Source organism: Dyella halodurans (assembly GCF_026283925.1).
Lineage (GTDB): Bacteria > Pseudomonadota > Gammaproteobacteria > Xanthomonadales > Rhodanobacteraceae > Dyella > Dyella halodurans.
Genome location: NZ_JAPDPF010000009.1, coordinates 17450 through 38766 on the forward strand (window position 1 = coordinate 17450; position 21317 = coordinate 38766).

Annotated in this window: 25 protein-coding genes; 11 read left to right on the forward strand and 14 right to left on the reverse strand. The window is 63.7% G+C overall.

All coding sequences use genetic code 11. The annotated features are described in order from the left end of the window. The 4 genes from OUZ49_RS16780 to OUZ49_RS16795 all read left to right on the forward strand — a co-directional run bounded on the left by OUZ49_RS16780 (position 1) and on the right by OUZ49_RS16795 (position 2377). On the forward strand, positions 1-615 hold the full coding sequence (locus tag OUZ49_RS16780; RefSeq protein ID WP_266151737.1) for a hypothetical protein: 615 nt from the start codon (positions 1-3) through the stop codon (positions 613-615). Beyond that, on the forward strand, positions 615-1454 hold the full coding sequence (locus OUZ49_RS16785) for a hypothetical protein (RefSeq protein ID WP_266151739.1): 840 nt from the start codon (positions 615-617) through the stop codon (positions 1452-1454). Before OUZ49_RS16780 ends, OUZ49_RS16785 begins: the two co-directional genes overlap by 1 nt. A 127-nt stretch (positions 1455-1581) precedes the next feature. Further along, positions 1582-2076 (forward strand): hypothetical protein, encoded by a 495-nt coding sequence (locus tag OUZ49_RS16790; RefSeq protein ID WP_266151741.1) that lies wholly within the window; start codon positions 1582-1584, stop codon positions 2074-2076. A 10-nt stretch (positions 2077-2086) separates the two neighbouring features. Next, positions 2087-2377: a GIY-YIG nuclease family protein gene (locus OUZ49_RS16795; protein ID WP_266151743.1), complete on the forward strand. Its 291-nt coding sequence runs from the start codon at positions 2087-2089 to the stop codon at positions 2375-2377. Between the two features lie 76 nt (positions 2378-2453). On the opposite strand, the gene OUZ49_RS16800 is transcribed toward OUZ49_RS16795, so the two are convergent. Continuing rightward, positions 2454-3182, reverse strand: a complete 729-nt coding sequence (locus OUZ49_RS16800; RefSeq protein ID WP_266151744.1) for a class I SAM-dependent methyltransferase — start codon at positions 3180-3182, stop codon at positions 2454-2456. A gap of 329 nt (positions 3183-3511) precedes the next feature. Then, entirely contained in the window at positions 3512-5824 is a 2313-nt protein-coding gene (locus OUZ49_RS16805) for a transferrin receptor-like dimerization domain-containing protein (protein WP_266151745.1), read from the reverse strand. A 414-nt stretch (positions 5825-6238) separates the two neighbouring features. On the opposite strand from OUZ49_RS16805, the gene OUZ49_RS16810 reads away from it, so the two are divergent. Beyond that, complete coding sequence (locus OUZ49_RS16810; protein WP_266151746.1) at positions 6239-6859, forward strand: hypothetical protein; 621 nt, start codon at positions 6239-6241, stop codon at positions 6857-6859. 7 nt (positions 6860-6866) lie between these two features. On the opposite strand, the gene OUZ49_RS16815 is transcribed toward OUZ49_RS16810, so the two are convergent. Beyond that, positions 6867-7322, reverse strand: coding sequence for a GyrI-like domain-containing protein (locus OUZ49_RS16815; RefSeq protein WP_266151747.1), 456 nt, complete (start codon positions 7320-7322; stop codon positions 6867-6869). 348 nt (positions 7323-7670) lie between these two features. Between OUZ49_RS16815 and OUZ49_RS16820 the strand changes: the two genes are divergently transcribed. After that, positions 7671-8270, forward strand: coding sequence for a hypothetical protein (locus OUZ49_RS16820; RefSeq protein ID WP_266151748.1), 600 nt, complete (start codon positions 7671-7673; stop codon positions 8268-8270). 90 nt (positions 8271-8360) lie between these two features. Further along, complete coding sequence (locus tag OUZ49_RS16825) at positions 8361-8807, forward strand: hypothetical protein (protein WP_266151749.1); 447 nt, start codon at positions 8361-8363, stop codon at positions 8805-8807. A gap of 272 nt (positions 8808-9079) precedes the next feature. Here OUZ49_RS16825 and OUZ49_RS16830 read toward each other — a convergent pair whose 3' ends face one another. Together OUZ49_RS16830 and OUZ49_RS16835 are read right to left on the reverse strand one after the other, a co-directional pair. Then, positions 9080-9754, reverse strand: a complete 675-nt coding sequence (locus tag OUZ49_RS16830; protein ID WP_266151750.1) for a cysteine hydrolase family protein — start codon at positions 9752-9754, stop codon at positions 9080-9082. 216 nt (positions 9755-9970) lie between these two features. Beyond that, positions 9971-10381 carry a VOC family protein gene (locus OUZ49_RS16835; protein ID WP_266151751.1) on the reverse strand — a complete coding sequence of 137 codons (411 nt, stop codon included), beginning with the start codon at positions 10379-10381 and terminating at the stop codon, positions 9971-9973. Between the two features lie 491 nt (positions 10382-10872). Between OUZ49_RS16835 and OUZ49_RS16840 the strand changes: the two genes are divergently transcribed. Both OUZ49_RS16840 and OUZ49_RS16845 read left to right on the forward strand, forming a co-directional pair. Continuing rightward, positions 10873-11181, forward strand: a complete 309-nt coding sequence (locus OUZ49_RS16840) for a UBP-type zinc finger domain-containing protein (RefSeq protein ID WP_266151752.1) — start codon at positions 10873-10875, stop codon at positions 11179-11181. Positions 11182-11197: 16 nt separating this feature from the next. After that, a complete protein-coding gene (locus OUZ49_RS16845) occupies positions 11198-12097 on the forward strand; it encodes a hypothetical protein (protein WP_266151753.1) in 900 nt (299 codons plus the stop codon). Positions 12098-12134: 37 nt separating this feature from the next. Here OUZ49_RS16845 and OUZ49_RS16850 read toward each other — a convergent pair whose 3' ends face one another. From OUZ49_RS16850 to OUZ49_RS16870, 5 genes are all read right to left on the reverse strand, one after another. After that, complete coding sequence (locus OUZ49_RS16850) at positions 12135-12437, reverse strand: putative quinol monooxygenase (RefSeq protein WP_266151754.1); 303 nt, start codon at positions 12435-12437, stop codon at positions 12135-12137. 88 nt (positions 12438-12525) lie between these two features. Next, the gene (gene pip / locus OUZ49_RS16855) at positions 12526-13479 is read right to left on the reverse strand and encodes a prolyl aminopeptidase (protein ID WP_266151756.1); all 954 of its coding nucleotides are present in this window, start codon (positions 13477-13479) and stop codon (positions 12526-12528) included. A gap of 251 nt (positions 13480-13730) precedes the next feature. After that, positions 13731-14240, reverse strand: coding sequence for a molybdopterin-dependent oxidoreductase (locus tag OUZ49_RS16860; protein ID WP_266151757.1), 510 nt, complete (start codon positions 14238-14240; stop codon positions 13731-13733). Between the two features lie 176 nt (positions 14241-14416). Further along, positions 14417-14632 (reverse strand): DUF3820 family protein, encoded by a 216-nt coding sequence (locus OUZ49_RS16865; RefSeq protein WP_266151758.1) that lies wholly within the window; start codon positions 14630-14632, stop codon positions 14417-14419. Then, positions 14629-15051, reverse strand: coding sequence for a VOC family protein (locus OUZ49_RS16870; RefSeq protein ID WP_266151759.1), 423 nt, complete (start codon positions 15049-15051; stop codon positions 14629-14631). The genes OUZ49_RS16865 and OUZ49_RS16870 overlap by 4 nt, the downstream gene beginning before the upstream one ends. Positions 15052-15395: 344 nt before the next feature. Between OUZ49_RS16870 and OUZ49_RS16875 the strand changes: the two genes are divergently transcribed. Next, on the forward strand, positions 15396-16940 hold the full coding sequence (locus tag OUZ49_RS16875) for a glycoside hydrolase family 30 protein (RefSeq protein ID WP_266151761.1): 1545 nt from the start codon (positions 15396-15398) through the stop codon (positions 16938-16940). On the opposite strand, the gene OUZ49_RS16880 is transcribed toward OUZ49_RS16875, so the two are convergent. From OUZ49_RS16880 to OUZ49_RS16890, 3 genes are all read right to left on the reverse strand, one after another. Next, positions 16937-17092, reverse strand: a complete 156-nt coding sequence (locus OUZ49_RS16880; protein WP_266151762.1) for a hypothetical protein — start codon at positions 17090-17092, stop codon at positions 16937-16939. The two genes, OUZ49_RS16875 and OUZ49_RS16880, sit on opposite strands and share 4 nt — an antisense overlap. Positions 17093-17151: 59 nt before the next feature. Next, positions 17152-17637: a RidA family protein gene (locus OUZ49_RS16885; RefSeq protein WP_266151763.1), complete on the reverse strand. Its 486-nt coding sequence runs from the start codon at positions 17635-17637 to the stop codon at positions 17152-17154. Positions 17638-17814: 177 nt separating this feature from the next. Continuing rightward, entirely contained in the window at positions 17815-19305 is a 1491-nt protein-coding gene (locus tag OUZ49_RS16890; RefSeq protein WP_266151764.1) for an HD domain-containing phosphohydrolase, read from the reverse strand. Positions 19306-19473: 168 nt separating this feature from the next. Here OUZ49_RS16890 and OUZ49_RS16895 point away from each other — a divergent pair, with 168 nt between their 5' ends. Continuing rightward, positions 19474-20244, forward strand: coding sequence for an alpha/beta hydrolase (locus tag OUZ49_RS16895; RefSeq protein WP_266151765.1), 771 nt, complete (start codon positions 19474-19476; stop codon positions 20242-20244). Positions 20245-20373: 129 nt separating this feature from the next. On the opposite strand, the gene OUZ49_RS16900 is transcribed toward OUZ49_RS16895, so the two are convergent. Next, on the reverse strand, positions 20374-20922 hold the full coding sequence (locus OUZ49_RS16900; RefSeq protein WP_266151767.1) for a cytochrome P460 family protein: 549 nt from the start codon (positions 20920-20922) through the stop codon (positions 20374-20376). Positions 20923-21317: the final 395 nt, after the last annotated feature.

Genomic DNA, 21317 nt, shown 5'->3' on the forward strand with positions numbered 1-21317 from the left:
ATGTACATCCAGAAGTTCATCAAGGGCATTTCGGGAGAAGACCCCCGGGGACTGAGCTGGCCTGACGCGCGGCAATGGCTGGATGACGATATCGGCATCCAGTCGAACTGGCTGCGCAACGTGAAGTTCGGTGTGTTCCAGCCTAGCGACGTCGTGGCCGAGTTGACCGAGCAGCATCTCGATCGTCACCTGCATGACTATGACAACTTCGGCCACCAGAGCGCTTTTATCTCGCTTGCTTCTGGCTGCATCGAACGCGATGCGCTGCTCAGCGCGAACTTCATGTATTCGGCCAAGGACACCGCACTGGATTTTGCCACCCATGCGTTTGAACACCCGGGCACCTTGTTCTACGGCTGGGTCATCGTCGGGCTGAACCCCGCGGTTGAATTGTCGGCCGTCGCCGAAGCCGTGCGCGACCTCAACGTCTACCACCGGTGGTCGCGCTATCAACTGGAGGGCGAAATCACCGCCAAGGTCTATATCCCGGCCAATCAGATCGAGCGCATCGAATGGTGGGACCCCGCGGAGGACCGCACGGCTCCCACCGATGTCTATGAAAACCCGCACTACACACCTCCCTCGGCGATCACCAACATGCGGGAGTACTTCTGATGGAAGCCGTGCAGGATGCGCCGATGGGCACGACGGGCCGCATCGACTTTCTGGTACAGCGCGCCGACGCGCAAAGCCACAACAGTCATGTCGCGGACTCCGTCAGGCACGCTTGCCGGGGAACCTTGTTACGCGACGCAGCATCGATTGCGCTGATGCTCGAACGGTACGAGCAGGCGACCAGCCTGTTGCGCGCAGCAGGCGATGCCTGGGCCGGGATCGGGCTGTTTGCCGGGTACCTGCTGCTGCATTTCACCGACGGCCCCGCCTGGGTGTCGCGCTACGAAGGCGATCTGCTGCAGATCGCAGGCCTGTTTGAATGGCGCTACTCGAAAACCACGGCGCCGTCGCCACGGGCAAAGGGACGCGGCTACCTTGCCGCCGCCTCGTGGTCGCCGCGCCAACTGCTCAACCTCTATCAGGCCTTGCCAGATGACCCGCGGGCCGGCGAGCCGATTCAGTTCGTCCGCCACTACGCCCGAACCAGTCTCGATGATCTCGCGGCCACCACCCTCATCGGCGACCTCCGGGTAGCGGACTATCTGCTGGTTTGGGATGCGGCCGCCCAGGGCAATTTCGACGGGCCCGCCCAGGATGCCCTGGTGGCGCTGCTGGAGGAACGTGCCCGGCGCCTGCAGGCCGCGCAAGCGGATACGCATCATTGGTATCGAGGCATCCATCCGGCGGGCCTGGTCGACTTCGACCTGATGGCCCTGGGCGTCAAGGCCATCGAGAGCAGGGCCGCCGACAAACTCGACCACATCCTCCACCATGCGCCGCCGCTGGTCGCCCTGCCATGGACCGCCGCGCAGAGACTCCGCTCCATGGTCAACCTGTAATCGCCTGGGCTGGTCGGGCCGCGTACGCATTCAAGCAAGCATGGCGCCCCCTGAAAGAAGGCCTATCGCCATCGGCATGGCAGCTCACTAGAGTAGCGGCCCTGGACGCACGCCCTTGGAGACCCCGATGACCCGTACGCGCCACCCCGTTCTCGCCGCCACGCTCTGGGGCGGTTTCATTGCCGGCACCCTGGATATCGGCGCGGCCTCGGTGATCAGCGGCTACAACCCGCTGGTGATCCTCAAGTACATCGCCGGCGGCGTGCTCGGCAAGGCCGCACTCGCAGGTGGGCCGGCCATCGCCGTGCTGGGGATGTTGTTGCAGTGGGGCATGTCGATCATCATCGCCGCCATCTTCGTGCTCGCCACGCACCGTCACATTGCACGGACGCGCAACTGGCCCACCTGGGGCATCGCCTACGGCGTGGTGATCTTCTTCGTCATGAACTATGTCGTCGTGCCGCTCTCGGCGCTGCATGCCACGCCGCATTTCAGCACCTACAGCTTTATCGCCAACCTGTCCGCCATGCTGGTCTTCGGCTGGATCGTGGCGGTGGTCGCCAAGATCTTCATGACCGCCAGGAACGCGGTCGAAAACCCGTCGCTATCGGGCTCGCCGTGAAGCAGGCATCGTGACGGGCAAGAAATCCGCGCCGCCGGCTGCGCGCCAATGGTGCCTCTACCTGATCGAATGCCAGGATGGCTCGTTCTACGCCGGCATCACCAACGATCTGGCCGCGCGCTACGAGGCCCATGCTGGCGGGCGTGGTGCGCGCTACACCCGTGCGCATCCGCCGCGACGACTGCTCGGCGCGAAACCCTATGAGAACCGCGCCGCGGCGTCGCGCGCGGAGTGGGAGATCAAGCAGCTCCCGAAACAGCGGAAACTGGCTTACCTGACGGCGCCGGAAACGGACGACTAGGTTCGACCCGCACCGATGATGGCGGACACGCCATGCCTATCTACGCGATCGAAGCCTCTCTCCGGCCAGGGCGGCGCTATCGGCTCGCCGCCACCAGCAGCATCATGGGGCGCTCTTTCTCCTCGGCGAGTTCCGGGCGCAAGCTGACCTGTGCTTCGGTCGGTCCCCACTCCTCGACGTGGGCAATGGAAAAGCCGGTCCTGATCAGCAGATTGAGCAGCGAACCGATCCTGCGGTGCTGCTTGATGACCGCCTTGCCAAGCCAGTCGGTGACGCGCTTCCCTTCCACCTGGTAACTATCGACCGGCCAGACCTTGCGACCGCCAGCGCCTTCGATCCAGCCCGGATGCATCGACGCCATATAGATCGGATGCTCGATGGAAAAGATCATCCGGCCTCCCGGCACCAGGGCGCGATGAACGTTTTTCCACAACCAGGGCAGGTCCTCGACGTAGTGGAACGCCAGTGAGCTATAGGCCAGGTCACAGCTCGCTGCGGGCAGGTCGACCATCTCCAGATCGGCTTGTTCGTAGGTGATGGCGTCGTCCGTAGTCAGCGCCCGTGCCTGCTCGAGCATCTTCTCCGACAGATCCAGGCCAAGCACATGCTTGGCCCCCTGCTCTCGCGCCCAACGGCAAAACCAGCCGTAGCCACAGCCGAGGTCCACTACCTTGGCGCCTTGCAGGTTCGGCAGGAGCTCTCTTAGAGCCGGCCATTCCGGTGCGCCATCCAGACCCTCGATCGAGCGGTTAAGACGGCTATAACCGTCGAAGAAGTCCTGGTTGTCGTAGATGTTCTGCGTCATGGGCGCAAGCCTGCCTGCGAGCGTTGATGCGCGACTTTCTCAGAAATTTCGCGGGTCCGCCATGCCTCGCCAGTGGATATGTCGACCCTGTCAAATCACCCGCCCGCAACAGGGCTTCGCTTGCCGCAAGTCACGTGTTTTCGTCACATGGATTTCGGTGCCGAGCGCCTCAAGATGCCAGCGGGAGCAGGCTTCAAAGGGACGGCCGGCACGACGAGGCGCGATCACCTTCTCGTCCCCGCCGCTTCCGCCACAGCATGCCGCCGCGCAAAGAAAAGGCGATCCATCACTGGATCGCCTTGCCTTCCCGTTGAACGGCTATCGATCGACTACGACGTCTTCTTCAACAACGCCGTCAGTTGATCGAGTTGCGCACGGTAGCGGTCGAGCACCTTGGCGGTGACGACTGCATACTGATTCGCCTCATTCCAGCGGCGCGCTTCAAGTGCTTCGCGCACCCCGGGCACGGTCTTCACGCCATAGCCGGTCAACATGCCGGGCGCATAGATCATGTGCTTGAACCACGGACGCGTGGGCAGGCCGGCCGGGTCGCTCAAGGCCTGTTCCATCTGCCCGATCAGCGCATTCAACTGGCGCTGCTGCGCCTCGGGCATGTCGAAGCCCGTGCCGGCGCGTTCGTTGTACGCCACCTCATAGGCTTGCGCACTCTGCCTGAGCTGCTTGGCGGCCTGATCGAGCGGAGCGAGATTGATCTCCGCCACGTCGGAATCGCGTGCGGGTGCCGCCACCGGACGCGTGGGATCAGCGGCCAGCTCATACGCGTGCTGATCGAGCAACTGGTGCTGCTCCTGGGTGTCCGTGCGGGTGCTGTCGACCAGCTGGTGCAGCTCGGCCACGTAGCGATCCAGCGTGTCGCTGAAATCGCCGAAGCGCATGGGCACGACGCTGGCGTCGGCCGTGCGCAACACGATATGGCCGGCCATCTTGGACAAGGCCACGCCGTACTCGAACGTCGGATCGCCGAAGCGCACGTAGTGATCGAACGAATCGTAGCGCGAGTGGTAGATGCCGCCGTTATCGTCCTCGCCGCCGAAGCCAAGGTCGAGCGAGGCGATGCCCAGATGCTCAAGGAACGCGCTGAAGTCCGAACCCGAACCCAGGGCCTCGATCGGCAGGTCACCGCCCTGCGCCGCCAGCTTGGCATCGTCCTTCTGCCCAGGACTGGCGTTCTTGCCGTTGCCTTCCACCAGCATGCGGGCGCGCAGGCGTTCGCGCACGCTGACCTTGGTTTCCGGGTCGCTCACGCCAGCCGCCACCTGGTTCACCAGATGCTGCAGCGAGTGACTGCCGCCGGCATTCAGGAAGCCACGACCGTTGGTATCCGAGTTGAGGTACAGCACGGCCTTCTGCTGCAGCTCCTTGGCATGGGTTTCGGCCCATTCGGTCGATCCGAGCAGGCCCGGCTCCTCACCGTCCCAGCTGGCGTAGACCAGAGTGCGCTTCGGCCGCCAGCCTTCCTTGTACAGCGCACCAATGGCCTTCGCTTCGGCCATCAGCGCGACATTGCCAGCCAGCGGATCCCAGGCGCCGAACACCCAACCGTCATGATGATTGCCGCGCACGATCCACTGATCGGGCTCGCTGGAACCCGTGAGGGTGGCGATCACGTCGTACACCGGCTTCTGTCCCCAATCCGACAGCACCGTCATATGCACCGGCGCCGAGCTGGGCCCCACGTGGTAGGTCAGCGGCAAGGAACCGCGCCAGCCCGACGGCGCCATCGGCCCCGTCAGCGACTGCAGCAGCGGCGTGGCGTCGGCATAGGAAATCGGCAGCACCGGAATCTTCAGGATGGTTTTCGCATCCTTCAGCGCCAGTCGCTTGGCGCCCGGCGTCGAACCGATGCCGGGGGTCAGCGGATCGCCGGGGTATTGCTGCATGTCCGCGACCGAACCACGCTGCACGCCATCGGCCGGACGCCAGCCACCGTTCGGATAGGTATCGCCCTCGCCATAGCCGTCATCGCGCGGATCGGAATAAATCAGGCAGCCGACGGCGCCGTGCTCCTGCGCCAGCTTGGGCTTCAAGCCGCGCCAGCCACCGCCATAGCGCGTAATGACGATCTTGCCGCGCACGTCGATGCCGCGACGTGCCAGCTCTTTGTAATCGTCGGGCATGCCGTAGTTGACATAGACGAGCGGCGCGGTGACGTCGCCGTCACCGCCGTACACGTTATACGGGGGCAGCACGCCGTCCTTGATGCCCGAAGTGGCATCGCCATCCACGGCCGGCTCGTTCAATTTGGCGGTGTAGGGATGTGCACCCTGCAATTCCAGTGCGACCTTCTTCGGCGTGGGATACAACACGCTGAAGGTTTCGATATGCGCGTCCCAACCCCATTCGCGGAACTTTGCCAGCATGAACTCGGCATTCGCCTTGTCGTGCGGCGCGCCCACCTGGTTAGGCTCGGACGACATCTGCTTGAGCCAGGCGCGCTGGTCGGCGGGGTCGAGCTGCGCGTCGAAGCGCTGCTCCAGGCTGCGCTGATCGTTGGCGCCGAAGGGGGTAAACCCAAGCATGCCGCCGTCACCGCGACCTTCTTCGCCACTCGCCATGGCACTGCCAAATGTCGCCAGCAGGCAGGCCACCGTCAGCAGCGGCCGCATTTTCAATCGAGTCATGCCGTTCTTCACTCCCCAGGGGTTGATGGGCACGCAGTTCACCGTGTCGGCCAGAGCCGGCGCGCTGACGGCAGCCGTCCAAAAGCATTCGAAACAAACTCAGACTCGTCGCTCCCGTGAAGGCGATCAGCACTCCACCGCGACGAAACCCGTCACCCGCTCGCCACAGGCACGCGATTGTGGCCTGCGTGAGCTGGGGGACGGGATGCGATCTTCCCTGCCCTGTCCTTATAGCTTGCGCGGCCCTGAAGCCGCCGTAGGACAGAAGTCATGCATGCCTGGACCCTGGCCGCCCGGAGCCGCTGAAGTTTCCCGCAGGGGCGCCGATAACCCGTTCATGCCTCGATCACGAGGAGCCGCGTGGCCGCTTAGCCAAGGCCGCAGCGCCCTCGGACCCACCAGGACGGAATACGCATGCTGCAGTCGCCGCCGAACATCGCCTACCTCAAGGCCGCCTGGGCCGCTTTTGCCGGCATCAGCGGGCACAATGCCAAGCAGAGCTATGAGGCAGCCGGGCTGACCTTCACGCGCATCAACCACTCCACCCTGGTGCGCAAGAACGACGTGCAGGTCTCCACCATGCCGGTGCGCTATACGCGCCAGGACTTGCGCACGGGGTTCCTGGGTCGCATCGAGAATGAAGTGCGCAAGATCGTTGCCGAAATGGAGTCCGTCTTCTTTCGCGACCTGCAGCTGCCGGAAGGACACCGCCTGGTCGTCGAGCTTGAGGAATGCCTTCGCCAGCTCCGCCGCACGGGCAATCGCTCGCTGACCATCATGATCTTGCCGGACGATGCCGAAAGCATCGGCGCCGCGGCCGTCGTCGAAATGCGCGTCTTCCTGGATTCCCCTCGCGCCTGCGCATTCGCCTGCCTTTCCGATGCCAGCGGCGGCCATCAGATCGACCTGCTTGGCGGCGCCCCCAAGCGGGCACGCGTGCCGCGCGCCGAGGGTTATGCCGAGTTGGCGCGCCTGCTGACGGGGACCATCAACGAAGCGTTGACCGGCGCCTACATCAACCAGCTGGCCGCCTGAGCGCGCGTCAGTCGACCGGAATGTAGAGATCCGTTTCCGCTGCCGGATCCTCCGGCCCGGTAAAGCGGGCGTCGTATCGTTCAAACTCCACGCCCCCCGTGGCGCGCAAGCCCAGCCTTGCCAGCAGCCGCGTATGGATGGCCTGGAAACTGTCGCCGATCTGCGCTGCCGTGCCGCGATGGGTGAACACCACGTACGTCTGCGCCGGCACCTCGAACTTCACCATGCCCACGGGCACCGACGCATCGGCGAGAACGGGCAGGCCAGCCACATAGCGCGCGCTGCCGCCCGCCAACAGACGGCATACGCCATAGGCGGCCTCCGGTTCCGCGCGACCGACGATTTCGTGTTCGCGTGGCATGAAGCGCCGCCACAGCTGGCCAATGCCATCGACCGAGCCGCGCACCAGGTGTTCCATGCCCACCACGGTGAACGACGGCAGCGTCACGATCCGATGTTCCATGGCAACCATTTCCTGGCCGAGACGCGACGTTGGGGGCACGCAGCGTACGCGACCAAGGGGGCCTGGCGGCACCATGCAGCCAGCCACTTGCGCAAATCCTGGCAATCCCTTTACGCATGGCTGCTGATTCCTATCGGCTTCAACCTGCAAACCGGACAAGACCGAGGGGCTGCTCGGGATGACCTCCGTCAGGCGACCCATGGCTGATAGGCAGGGCTGGCTGGATGTTTGAGTACCCGCAATCCAGGCCGTAATTCGCTACGATGTCGCCGGACCATAGGCGGCAGGAAGCAGCGGCCGGCCGAAGCGGCACTATCACCAAGGATTACGTCTACCAGGGGGCTGGTTGTGGAACGATGGATTGGCAGTCACGCCAAGGTCTTGCTCGTGCACGTCTTTTTATTGGGTTCAATGTTTCCCATCGGCGCGACAGCTGACATCTACAAGTGCACGAAAGGTGGCGACGTCGCTTATCAGGAAACACCCTGCGAAGGTGCAAACGTGCAGGCCACGCATATCGAAGTGCGCGGCCTTGATCAATTCGTGGGCTGCTTTGTCACCACCCAAGGCCGCATTTCCCGTTCCATCGAAGTTCGCGCCAACGGTGCCGGGACCTACGAGTTGGTGGATGAAGGCAATCCGCTTGGGTCGGGCGTCGTATTGAAGCAGGCCACCAGTGAAGAGTTGGCAGCCGTAAGCAACGGGCTTCACATCAATATCAGTAATGGCCTTAGCCGGCACAGCGGCCAGACCAGTGCGTACACGTATACGACTCGCGTGGGCAATCGCTATGTCACGCGCACCGCGACGGCCGCACAACCCATCACGGCAGCGAGCCTGTACGGCATCTACAAGGGCTCCGATTCTTCGGGAAGGTCCATCGTCCTGTTGCACACGGGAGGCGGCGTACCTCAAGTGATCGACAAGACAACCTGTCCTTCTTACTGACGAAACGCGGCATCGGCTGCCGCGGCGGCGGCAGGCAGGCGGACCGGCAGCGGCCGCATCGAAGAAAAAACACACCAGGCGACAGGGGGAATGATGCGGCACTGGAGATTGCTGACGGCGTGTCTACTTTGCAGCGTCATCGCTGCGTGCGGCCAATCTGGCGAACAAACGCAGACGCAGACCTTGGTTCGGCTGCAAGAACGGGTGACGGAGCTGGAATCTGGCCAATTGCAAGCGCGGCAGAAGTTGGTAGACATGCAACGGGTGCTGGAGGAGACCGTCGGAAAATCAAGCCGCTGGATACTCTGGCGCTCGCCCAGAATCGTCGCCTCTTTCGCCCCCTCCATGGCCTTCTATCCCGAAGATGCTTTTTCAGAAAAGACGGCCTGCCTGGAATCGGCGCGCAACCGGGTCGATTCCTCGGGATGGATGACCACCACCCAGGAACCCCTGACCGCCACAGACCCCAGGAATCCCAGGGCTTCCGTGGTCTATTTGTGCCTGCCGGGCGGCATTCGCCCTAATCCGTCGCTTTGATTTGAACCAGGCAAGTCCGGGCCCGCTCACGCGCTGCGAGGATTTCGGTTGCGCGACGCGACAGCTTGATGAAGTCGTGCGGTGCCTGTTTCGAAGTGCAGCGTTTGCCGTGTACGGTCTTTCAATCGCCGAGCCATGGGCGCGAGTTTCACCGGGCCTTGCCTTGTTCGCGCGGATCGTCCGCCCGCGAGGATTTCGGCAGGTATGTGACCTCGAGCCTAGGTGACCGTCGAAAATGCCGCGCGCTGCAGTCACCGGAGAGTGGGGTTAGCTCAATGCTCGATCGACTGCGAGGCGTCAGCCAAACGTTGGGAATCACTGACCCAGCCAAAGTTGTCGCCCTCGCTATACATCACGCGCACGGTCGCCTCGTGATCGGCAGGGTCGTAGGCTGCGCAGGCATCGGCCAGCAGTATGCAGGCGTAGCCCAGGTCCACCGCTTGCCGCAAGGTCGAGGCGACGCAGCATTGCGTCGTATAGCCCATCAGCAACAGCGTATCGATGCCGCGCACGCGCAATACGGTATCCAGGGTGGTTTGATGGAAGGCGCTGAAGCCTGCCTTGTCGATGACAGGCTCCCCATCCCTGGGGCGCATATCGGCAATGACCTCGGTTCCCCGCTCGCCCTTCACCAGAAAGCGTCCCAGTGGCCCGGGTGAGCCGATCGCCACATCGTATTGACGGCGAAACGCATTGAGGTCGGACAAGTCGGGCGCATAGCACTCACGCGTGAAGAACACGAACATCCCGGCTTCGCGGGCCGCGGACAGTGCACGCTGGGCCGCAGGCAGGGCCGCCAGCAGTACCTCGATGGGCAAGCCCAAGGCCCCGGCACGCCCCTCGGGCAGGACAAAATCAGCCTGGAAGTCGATGCAGCCGAGTGCGGTGCGCGCGGTATCCAGTTCGATCGAGCGTCCGCGCTCGCAGGAAAGCTTGATGCGGGCCAAGGGCAGCCTCCGGATTGAGTCTGCAAGCGAGCCTAGCCGATTGTGGCTTGGAAACCACCGGCCTGGATGCAGGCGCCTGCATCGCGTGGCTTACCGACCCACCACGCCACGGAGCCTATTGGCACCGGCGACGCCATCCTCCATGGCGGAAGGCCTGGAGCGGCCACCCCGCTGTCGAGGTCGGGCCGCGTGCCGCGCAAGCCGATCGCGGGATGCTCAGCCGCCCGGCGTCTTCAGGCAATTGACCATCCACGCCTTGCCGTAGCGGTCCGTCAGCATGCCGAAGCGATGGGCCCAGAACGTTTCATGCATGGCCATGCCCACCTCCCCGCCCTCGGCCAGGGCCTTGAACGTGCGCTCGGCCTCGTCGGGCGTGTCGACCATGATGTTCACCAGTCCCTTCTGCGGCGGGCTGTGCGGCGGACCGTCGGCACCCATCAGGATGGCACCTGCGCTTTCCAGCTGCGCATGCATGACGCGGCCATGGAACTCGGACGGCAACTCCCCGGCCACGGGCGATTCGCCGAAGGTCATGCGCGCAGTGACCTTGCCATTCAATGCGGCGGCGTAGAAATCGAAAGCTTCACGGCATTGGCCGTCGAAATTGAGGTACGGAACGAACTGCATGTTGCTTGCTCCTGCGAGGGGACGTTATGGATAAGTCGTGATCCCGCCATGCTTGAAAGCCATGGGGCTGGTCACGCCGGAACGACAGGAATGTACGCCACGGAGACGCGGCTCCGGTTTCCACGGGCGCGCATCCCACGACTATGACGAACGGCAGCGGAGCAAATCGACAAATCATGGCGGGGCTGGGCGAAGCCGCCTTCAAGTCGATTCCGACATTCGACGAGGACGCCCCACATTTTGTCCGCGCGACGCGACGAAGCACACCGGCGCATCCTGGGACGGGCCTGCGATCACAGGCGTAGACGCATCGTGAACACCTCATCGTCTCGCGCGTGGGTGAGCCTACACGGCCCAGCCATGACGTCGAGCCACGTGAAACCGATCCCCAATCATGCATGGCAAGCCAAACTCCCGAATGCGCATGGCGCTGTCTTCACGTCGTCCTATGGTAAACAGCGGCACTCTTGCCCTGTTCGACGGAGCCTTTGATGACGACCCATTGCAGCCATCTCGCCTCGATCCAGGACGTCACGCCCAGCGCTCGTGGTTGCGAGGAATGCCTGAAGTCCGGCGGTGTCTGGCTGCACCTGCGCATCTGTCGCAGCTGCGGACACGTGGGCTGCTGCGACGATTCACCGAATCGGCATGCGACCAGGCATTTTCATCAAACGCAGCATCCGATCATCGAAGGTTACGATCCGCCGGAGGGCTGGGGCTGGTGCTACGTCGACGAAGTCATGTTCGACTTGCGCGACCGCATGACGCCTCAGCTCGGTCCGATTCCCCGCTACTACTGATCCGAGGACCGGCGCCATGGCGACACCAAGCAGGATTCTTCTGCAAACGACCATACCCACGGTCGAGGACGACTGGCACATTGGACGTTTCAGTCTCCTGCACGATTACCTCGCCGATCTGCGCGATGCTGCCGGCGACAACTTGTTTGAAGTCGTTGCGCGCGACCGCGATCCCATCGGCGCGCCAGACAGCGTGCTGTCGCAACTCGACGCCACTGCATTCGATGAGCTGTGGCTGTTTGCCGTCGACACGGGCGACGGCCTCACCGCCGAGGACTGCGAGGCGATCACGCGCTTTCGCCAGCGTGGCGGCGGCTTGCTGGTGACGCGCGACCACATGGACCTGGGCAGCTCGGTATGCACGCTGGGAGGCGTTGGCGACGCGCATTTCTTCCATTCCAGGCATCCCGACCCCGATGCTTCACATCATCATCGCGATGACACGTTCACCCCGAATATTCTCTGGCCCAACTATCACTCGGGTGCGAACGGCGATTTCCAGCACGTCGATATCAACGGGCCGTTGCATGCGGTGTTGACCGATCCGGATGCTCCCGGCGGCATGGTGCATTCCCTTCCAGCGCATCCGCACGAAGGCGCCGTGGACAAGCCCCGTGATGATCCATCGGCTCGCGTGATCGCCAAAGGCTGCAGCAAGCTCAGCGGGACCGAATTCAACCTGGTGGTGGCCTTCGAGCCGTCGTCCGATGGCGGGCCCGCCATTGCCGAATCCACCTTCCATCACTTTGCCGACTACAACTGGAATCCCTCGATGGGGGCGCCAAGTTTTGTCACCGAAGCACCGGGCGACGCCCTCGCGCACGCACCGGAGGCACAGCGCTCGATCGAGCGCTATGTCAGGAACCTCGCCTTGTGGCTGGCGGGTAGACCCGTCAATACGCCAATCGCGGCCTAACCGCCCCGGGGCGGGTCCAGATGGCCCCGGGATCTGCCTAGCCGGGCAGCTTCGCCGCGAGCACATCGACCTTTTCGATCGATGGTGGTGCGGACAACAACTCGCCTGCGTTCGCCATCAAGGCTGCCGCGACCTTGCCGGACAAATGCGCCTGCCGGCCGGCCTCGTTCGGGAACGCATCGAAAATACCGAAGGTCGATGGCCCCAGGCGGATGCCGAACCACGCCGTGGTAGCCGGCTCCTCCTGCACTAGCGCCAGCCCACCCATCAGGAAGTCTTCAACGGCTTGCTCTTTTCCGGGCTTCGCCTCCAGGCGAACGAACAACGCCACGTTGACCATGACATGTCTCCCGTTGCGATGAGGAGGCCACGATACTCCACGCATTCGGAAGATCCGAGCAGGCCAGGTCATCTAGCCGAGTGACTGGCTAGATATAGCGATCGGCAAGCGAATCCGTAGCCTGTACCAGGACGTCGACGATCGCCGGATCGGCGGCGCTATGGCCAGCCAGCACGATGTGCAGCCCGGCCTCGGGCCAGGCCTCGGCCAGGTCACAGGCATTCTTCACCGGGCAGATGATGTCGTAGCGCCCATGCACGATCGTTGCCGGAATGTGGCGGACGCGTTCGACGTCTCGCAGCAGCTGGTCGGGCTCCAGAAACACGCCGTGACGGAAATAATGAACCTCGGCGCGCGCCACGCCGATCGCCGCCTGCGGATCCTCGAAAATGCCAGGCTCCTGCGGATCGTGGACTAGGGTGGTACTGCCGCCTTCCCAGTAGCCCCAGGCGCGCGCGGCTGCGAGGCGCACGGCCTGGTCGTCGCTATCCAGCCGGCGCCAATAAGCCTCAACCATGTTGCCGCGCTCCTCCACCGGGATATGCGCCAGAAAGTGGGCCCAACGCTCCGGGAAGATCCAGCGGGCACCGCCGTCGAGCTCGTTGAACCAGCGCACTTCGGCGGGACGTCCAAGGAAGATGCCGCGCAGCACCAGGCCAAGCACTCGTTCGGGATGCGTCTGCGCGTAGGCAAGCGCGAGCGTCGAGCCCCAGGAGCCGCCAAAGACCACCCAGCGCTCGACCCCGCAGTGCTCGCGGATCGCCTCGATATCGTCGACCAGATGCCAGGTCGTGTTGTTGCGCAGGTCCGCATGCGGCGTGGACTTGCCGGCGCCGCGCTGATCGAACAGCACGATGCGAAAGCGCCGTGGGTCGAAGAAGCGGCGATGATAAGCCGATACACCCGCACCGGGCCCGCCGTGCAGGAAGACCACGGGCAGGCCATCCGGGTTGCCGCACTCTTCCACGTGCAACTCATGAATATCGTCGACGGCCAGGCGATAGGTCAGGTACGGTTCGATCTCTGGATACAGTTCGCGCACGGCAGGTCTACCCCAGGGTTTTGGCGAGCATAACCACGCCATGGCGGAACTTGGAAGCGCTGGGCTAGCTTGAAATCCCACGACGCTTCGCCGCCCTCGCCTGCGACAGCATGCGATTGCCCCGGCTATTGCGGCTGGGCCTTTTGCTTTGCGCGGGACCGACGAGAACCAAGTGGAGGGCGTTGGCCAAGCGGAGGGGCGTGGAACCTGACCTGCCCGTCATCGGGCCTGCGCAGACGGCATGCGCATGCTCAAGGCGTCGACGCATCCACGACTTCGACCGTCGTGACAAAGCTCAGCCAACGATCGGCGCGCTTGTCCCCGGGCACGATCAGCCTGAAGGGCGCGTCTTGCGCGAGCGGCTTGCCATCTCTCGAGTCCGCCAGGATCACTTGGGCATGGCCGAAATCCGGGTGCAGCTCGGCCGCGCTGAACACGACTTGCTGGCCGTCTGCCGCAGTGACCCGGACAAACCTGGAGAGGGCGCGCCCGACCAGCGCATCGCCTGACGCCACGCAGGTGCGGCCGACGATGTCTTCAAGCGCTACGCCTTGCCAGGTACTCGGCTGCTCGCCAGGCGCCGCCGCTTTTACGCTGGCGCGCGGCATGGATGCCAATGCCGCCTGATCGAGAAGATCCGCCGGCTTGCCATCCAGCACCAGCTTGATCGCCGGATGATTGGCCAGGCGCGACACAGGCTCCGCCGCATACGCCGACAAGGCGAGCCACGCAAGGCAGCTGAACATCCATCGAAGTCGCATGGCCCGGCCTTCCTGCGGCACGCCGCAATCGTCACTTCATGTCGCGCCATGGGTACATTCACCCTGCCCACGAGGCAACCACGGCTTACGCCGCTCCTGCGCGACTGGCGTTGCGAAACGTCGTATCGACTACCCGGCCTGCCATCCTTGCGCATGACCGGTCTGGCGGTACCGGGCTACTTCCGCTTTCTCAGCGGATCGAGCAGCGACTTCAGGCCGTTGTGATCAAGCTCAAGCGCCAGGGCCAGCAAATTGCCCAGGTCGCCGGGTGGAAAGCCCTTGCGCGCATACCAGGCGAGATAGGCACCAGGCAGGTCGGCGATCAGGCGGCCCTGGTACTTGCCATAGGGCATGTTGATGGTCACCAGTCGCTGCAGGTCTTCCGCCTTCATTTCGCAAACAACTGCGAACGGTCGGCAAAGGCCTTGAACTCCAGCGCATTGCCGCAGGGGTCGAGCAGGAACATGGTGGCCTGTTCGCCGGGCTGCCCCTTGAAGCGAATATGCGGGGCAACGACGAAGCGCGTGCCCCTGGCTTCCAGGCGTGCTGCCAGCGCCTGCCAGTCGTCCATCGACAGCACCACCCCGAAGTGGCGCACCGGTACATCGTCGCCATCCACGTCGTGTGCGGCGACAGCGCGCGCTTCCTCAGGGGCCAGATGGGCCACGATCTGGTGACCGTAAAAATCGAAGTCCACCCAGCTTTCGCTGGAACGGCCTTCCGGGCAACCCAGCAGCTCGCCATAAAACGCGCGCGCGTTTGCCAGCGAGGTGACCGGAAAAGCGAGATGGAACGGTGGCAGGTCGATCATGTCAGGGCTCTGCGGTAGGGGCACGCCTTATTACCATCCCGTCGCATTTTTACAAACTCTTCGCGACGCGGCCCGCGCCACCAATGTGGCCCGTGGTTTCGATGGATTCTCCCAACACAGGCCGTACCCCGCACCCCATGGGTACGGCGTCGACCGGACGAATCCACGTCAAAACGCCGTCAGGTTCGCTATGCTGCGGCTGCGGCGTCGGGTTCACTCCCGGGCTTGAAAGGATTGAACCCAACCTGGTTTTGAAAGTCGACCCTGCCCTGTTTTGATGCGAACGCCTGGGAGCCTCGTGATCCAAGTGAACTGCAACGCGAGCGATGGGCTTTTTGCACGCCATGGATGAACGCAAGTCCGACTCCAGTTGGGCGGCTGCCGTCTTCATCGCTTTGCTCACCCTGCTCACGGCGGCTGTCCTGTTTGCGCCGCGTTTCAAGCCCCCCACGATAGGGCCTAAGCTGATCCCGTCGACGCGGCCGATCCTGCCGATTGTCGAGCTGTGGCTGAGCACGGCAGATCGTCGGCTGAAGCTGATGCAGCAGCCTCCTATCGCGATGAGCGCCCGCGGCTCGGTGCCGGCCGATGTGGTCATCGACGTGCACCGGACCTACCAAACCATGGTCGGATTCGGGGCGGCGATGACGGACTCGTCGGCCTCGTTGCTGCAGAACAACCTGAATGAGCGGCAGCGCAGTGACTTGTTGCAGGAGTTGTATGGGCCACCGCCCAACCTCAACCTGAACATGATGCGCCTGACCATTGGGGCCTCGGATTTCTCGTTGCAGCCGTACACGCTGGACGATGTCCCGTTCGGCCAGGTCGACCCGCAATTGCAGCACTTCAATGTCACGGCGAATTTGCGCGACGTGATACCGACGGTGCGCGAGGTGCTTTCCATCCATCCTGAGCTGCGCATCATCGCCTCGCCGTGGAGCGCGCCGGCATGGATGAAGACCAGCGAAAACCTGATCGGCGGGGAGTTGCTGGAGCAGTACGAAAGTACCTATGCGGACTATCTCATCAAGTACCTCGACACCTACCGCGGCTATGGCATCCCGATCTTTGCCTTGACCCTGCAGAACGAGCCCGGCTTCATACCGATCACCTACCCGGGCATGGAAATGCCCGCGGCCACGCGGGCACGCATCGTCTCGCAATACCTGGGCCCGAAGCTGGCCAGCCGCAGCCCGAAAACACGCCTGCTGGAATGGGATCACAACTGGAGCCATCCCGAGCAGCCGTTGGAAGTACTGGCCAGTCCGGATGCTGCACGCTATATCGATGGCGTTGCCTGGCATTGCTACGAAGGCAGCCCCTATGCGGAGGGTCGCGTCCATCGTGCGTTCACTGCAAAGGATGCGTATATCACCGAGTGTTCCGGAGGCGATTGGGCGTCCAGCGTCAACGGCGAGTTGCTGTGGTTTTCGCGGGACCTGTTGATCGCCGGGATCAGGCAGTGGGCTCGCGGCGTCGTGTACTGGAACCTGGCGCTCGACGAGAATCACGGCCCGCATTTCGGCGGCTGCGCCGCCTGTAAGGGCGTCATCACGATCGACTCGCACACGGGGGCGGTGAGTCGCAACGACGAATACTACGCGTTGGCGCACTTCAGCAAGTTCGTCTTGCCCGATGCCGTCCGCGTGGCTTCCACCGATCCGGACAAGGGCATCGACAACGTGGCATTCCAGAACGCCGACGACGGCTCGATCGTGCTGGTGATGGTGAACAGCAATGCCGCGGCTCGCCTCGTTTCGGTGGCCGAAGGCCCGACCCGTTTCGAATACACGATGCCGCCCCGAAGCGTGGCGACCTTCGCATGGAACCCGGACCAGACCGGCGCATGGATGCGACGCATCCGCTCGTGGTTGAACAGAACCCGCTAGCGGGCCTGGTTGGCGGAAGCAAGAGCATCAGCTTGATTGATCTCGGAAGGATCTCGCCAAGGGTTGACGTTAATCAGCGCAGCGGATGATGCTCGAGGCTTGTCCATGATCGAATGGCAGCGCAAAAGCGTTTGCATTGGCTTGCGCAGCATGGCGGCTCACCGAGGGGTCGGCTTCGCCGCGGGGTCTGCCTAGCAAGATCTGCCGCAGCTCAAGAGCGCAGCGAAAGTTCAGCCTCGATTTCCACCGGGATATTGAACGGCAGCTCGGCCATGCCGACCGCACTGCGGGTATGGGCGCCGCGCTCCGCTCCGTACAACTCAAGGATGAGATCCGAGCATCCGTTGATGACCTGCGGCTGCTGGATGAATCCGGGTGCGGAGTTGACCATGCCGAAGACACGATGCCAGCGATGCACCCGTTCGAGGTCGCCGATGCTGCGCTTGAGGCTGGCGAGCATGGACAGCGCGACCAGTCGCGCTGCCTGGTAGCCCTCGCTTACCGAGAGTTCGGCGCCGAGCTTGCCGAACGGTCCGGCCATCAAGCCATCGGCGCCCTGAGGTCCGTGGCCGGAGATCAGCACTCGCGTGCCGCACACTTGCACGAACTCGAACGGCAGGCTCAGTCCGGCAGGTATCGTGAAGGGAGGCGGCAGCGTCAAGCCCAAGGCCGCCAGACGGGCATCGATGTCGCTCATGGCTGGTTCCTGATCACACAAATCTCGATGGCGATGGAGCTTCGGGCAAACGCAATCCGCAACCGCTGCAGAAGATTCGACCTGGGTCAAAGGCGGCCATTCTAAGCCAGCGCGCCGCACCTGCGGACGCCGTCGCCCGCAGGATCGAGAGCGCGACCGGGCGCGGACCCAGGCAATCTAAAGCAAGCCCAGCTGTGTCGCTTTCAAGGTCGCCGCCGCGCGCGTGGTGCACTCCAATTTACGGAACACGCTCTCGATATGCGTGCGCACGGTACTCGGGCTGATCGACAGCTTTTGCGCGGCTTGCTTGTTGCTCGCGCCAAGGCTGATCCAGCGCAGCACATCGCGCTCGCGCGCCGTCAGCAGGCTGCTCGACGGTGCGGCGACGGGCTTGCTCCTGCTCGCTCGCGGCACCTTCAACAGTGCGCGGACGACCTCCGCGTCGTAGCGACCGGCGGCCGCCTCGGCCATCAACAACGAAGCTGCCGCGCCCTCCTCCCAGGCCTCTCGCCATGGGCGCGCGACGCACAGGGCGGCCAGGGCCAATGCAGCCGCCAGGATGCGCCCTTCGATAGGAATGGTCCCGGCCCTGGCCTCGCGGTAGTAACCGGATCCATCCGGCCTCTCATAGGCATACGACGCGACTTCCGCCTCGCCGGCGAGGGAACCGATCTGCCGCGCAGCCCGTGCAGTCCAATACGGCACGAGGCGCACCCGCTCCCACGCCGACTCCGCCAGTTTGCCCGGGGTATTCCAGATCATGTTCGGCACCGCGGCACGACCGATGCCATGGATCAGCGCGGCGCGGTACACCTTCTGCTGGCGAGCCGAGTCCAGGCCCAGCTCGATCGCCGCGTTCAGGGCCAGCTGCGCCACGCGCCGCGAGTGCCCGGTCATCCAGGGCAGCTTCAAGTCGATCACATGCGCCAGGATTTCCAACGACGTGGTACGCCCGCAAAACGCCGTCTCGAGTGAACACGGTCCCGACAGCGTCGGATCGCCTTCAAGTTCCGCCAGCCATGACGCGGCGTTGTCGATGAGCAGCGAGGCCAGAGCAGACGGATACAACACCTCGGCACGCTGGCCGATCAATTGACAGGCCTGCTCCAGACCATACAGGCGATGGAAGATATCGAGGTCGCCGGCGAGCGAAGCCATGTAGACGGAGGCCGGCACCTGATCGCCGCGCAGGCCAGCGGGAGCCCCGCTGCCGTTGTGGCTTTCAAACAGATGACCCAGGGCGAACTGGGTCGCCTCGTCCAGGCCCAGCTCCCGGGCGATATCCCCGGACACCTCGCAATGGATGCGCGACAACGAGAGGAAGGCCGAACCGATGCCGCTGGTGCTGGAATGGGATTGAAAGCCGCCGCTGGAGGACTGGATGGCGAGCAGTGCATTGCGGCCAGCCACGTCGTCACCGAACAGCTGCGCGAACTCCGGCGCATTGGCGGTGCAGCCTGACCAGCGCAACAGCGCGACGGTCGTGGCCTCCGTGCAGGCGGCCTCATCGGCAGCCGCGGCCCTGGCCAGTTGCCCGGCCATCCAGGCGACCTTTGGCGAGTGATCGATGGGCTGCCCCATGGCGAGATCGCCCACGAACGCGATCGACCGGATCACGTCGAGCAAGGCCACGGCGGACACATCCACGGAGGATCGGGAGATGTTCATGGGCAGGAAGTCTAGCGCCACCGTCCCCGCGCCAACCTCGGTCATTCAACCGATGGTGCGTTGGGACGCCGGCGCGCAAGCTGCGCCCCAGATCAATCGCACCACCGGCACTCTTCCACGCGATGCATGTCCCCGTTCCGATTCGCCAACCAACCTCTGGAGTATCCCATGTACATCAAAGCTCTTGGTCTCGCCGCCGCCACCGCCATGGCCCTGGCCTCCACCGCCCACGCCGCCGCCCCCAAGGCCCAGGAAGCCGTCAAGAACGTCGTGCTCGTGCATGGCGGTTTCGTCGACGGTTCTGGCTGGCAGCAGGTTTACAACATCCTCAAGAAGGACGGCTACAACGTCACCATCGTGCAGAATCCCACCACCTCGCTGGCCGATGACGTCGCCATCACCAGGCGCGCCATTGCCAAGCAGGATGGCCCCGTCGTTCTGGTCGGCCACTCTTACGGCGGCGTGGTCGTCTCCGAAGCCGGCACCGATCCCAAGGTCCAGCGCCTGGTGTATATCGCCGCGTTCGCTCCCGACCAGGGCGAGTCAGTCCAGTCCCTGATCGCCAACCCGCCGCCGGGCGCGTCGCAGCCGCCTATCCTGCCGCCGCAGGATGGCTTCCTGTTCCTCGATCGCGCGAAGTTCGCGGCCGCCTTCGCGGGTGACGTCCCCGCCGACGAAGCCAGCTTCATGGCGGACTCGCAGGTGCCATGGGGTGTCCAAGCCCTCGGCGGCCAGGTGACGGTGCCGGCGTGGAAGTCGAAGCCGAGCTGGTATCTGGTCACCACGGAAGACCACATGATTCCGCCCCCGGCGCAGGAGATGATGGCCAAGCGCGCGGGCTCGACCGTGGTCGAAACGCGCGGCAGCCATGCGATTTATGTGTCGAAGCCGGAGGTCGTCGCCAGGATCATCGAACAGGCGGCGCTCGGCAGGAAGTAAGCGTGACCATGGAGCGGGGCGCAACGTGCGCTCCGCTTCTCGTTTTCGATGGACACCGCTGCCGCCGTGTTGAAGCGGCAGTGAAGATTCCGGAGCCACGTTTGCATCCCAATCGGGTGCAAGCGTGGTTCAGCGCTTCTGGTAGGGGTGGAAGATGTAGTTCTTCGCCTCTACCTTCACATGGCATTTGTGCCCGCAGTCGGCGAGCGCCGTGGGATCGACCTTGAATGTGTCGGATGTGACCTCGTAATTGAACAGCGCGTAGCCCCATCCACCGGTTTTCGGGAATCGCTTGCTGTCCTTCTCCATGACAAAGGCCTGCGAGAAGACGTCGGGCACATCCACCACGAAGGGGGCTTCGGTGCTCTTCTTCGGCTTCCACTGCAGCTTCACGATCTTGGAACCCTCCGGGAAGGGTTGACCGTTGCCGGGAATGCCTGACTTGTACGCCTTGATCATGATCGGATTGGCGACGATCACCTTGAGCACTTCGTCCGTGCGGGCGGACGACACCACCGACCAGTCCTCGTAGCCGCGGAAGTCAGCGAACGCGATGCCACCAGGCGATACCAGGGCGTACTTGTCATTGGTCTTGTCCTGCGCGTAAAGGGCGGCACCACCCAGGACGGCGAGCAAGCCCGTGACGACCGCGATCATGAGCGTTCTTTGGCGTTTCATGGCTGATCCTCGCTGGACTGTCGTGGATGAGCTTTGGATACCGGCGACTTGCCTATCCACGGCTTCGAAGGGGCGGCGTATCGCGCTGCCACCTCGCCTGGCAGGTGCAGCACATCCGTCGGGTGATTCGAGATCAAGCTGACGAGTGTAGTCAGCGCCATTTCATGGTCGCGTGAATTCGTCTTCGCGCAGGCGACGAATCGACCAACGAGTCACGCCGGCCGATGCGGACTTTGCGAGCAAGCGTCGCCTTGGCCTGGACCGAGTCAGAGAAGAAGACAGTTACCGCCTATGATGCGTGTCTCGGAGCGCACGAAGACCGTGCCTGATCCATTGCAGGTCATGCTTGGCCGTGCTCCAGCCGCTAGACCATGGCTTTGCCAGGAGAATGCTTC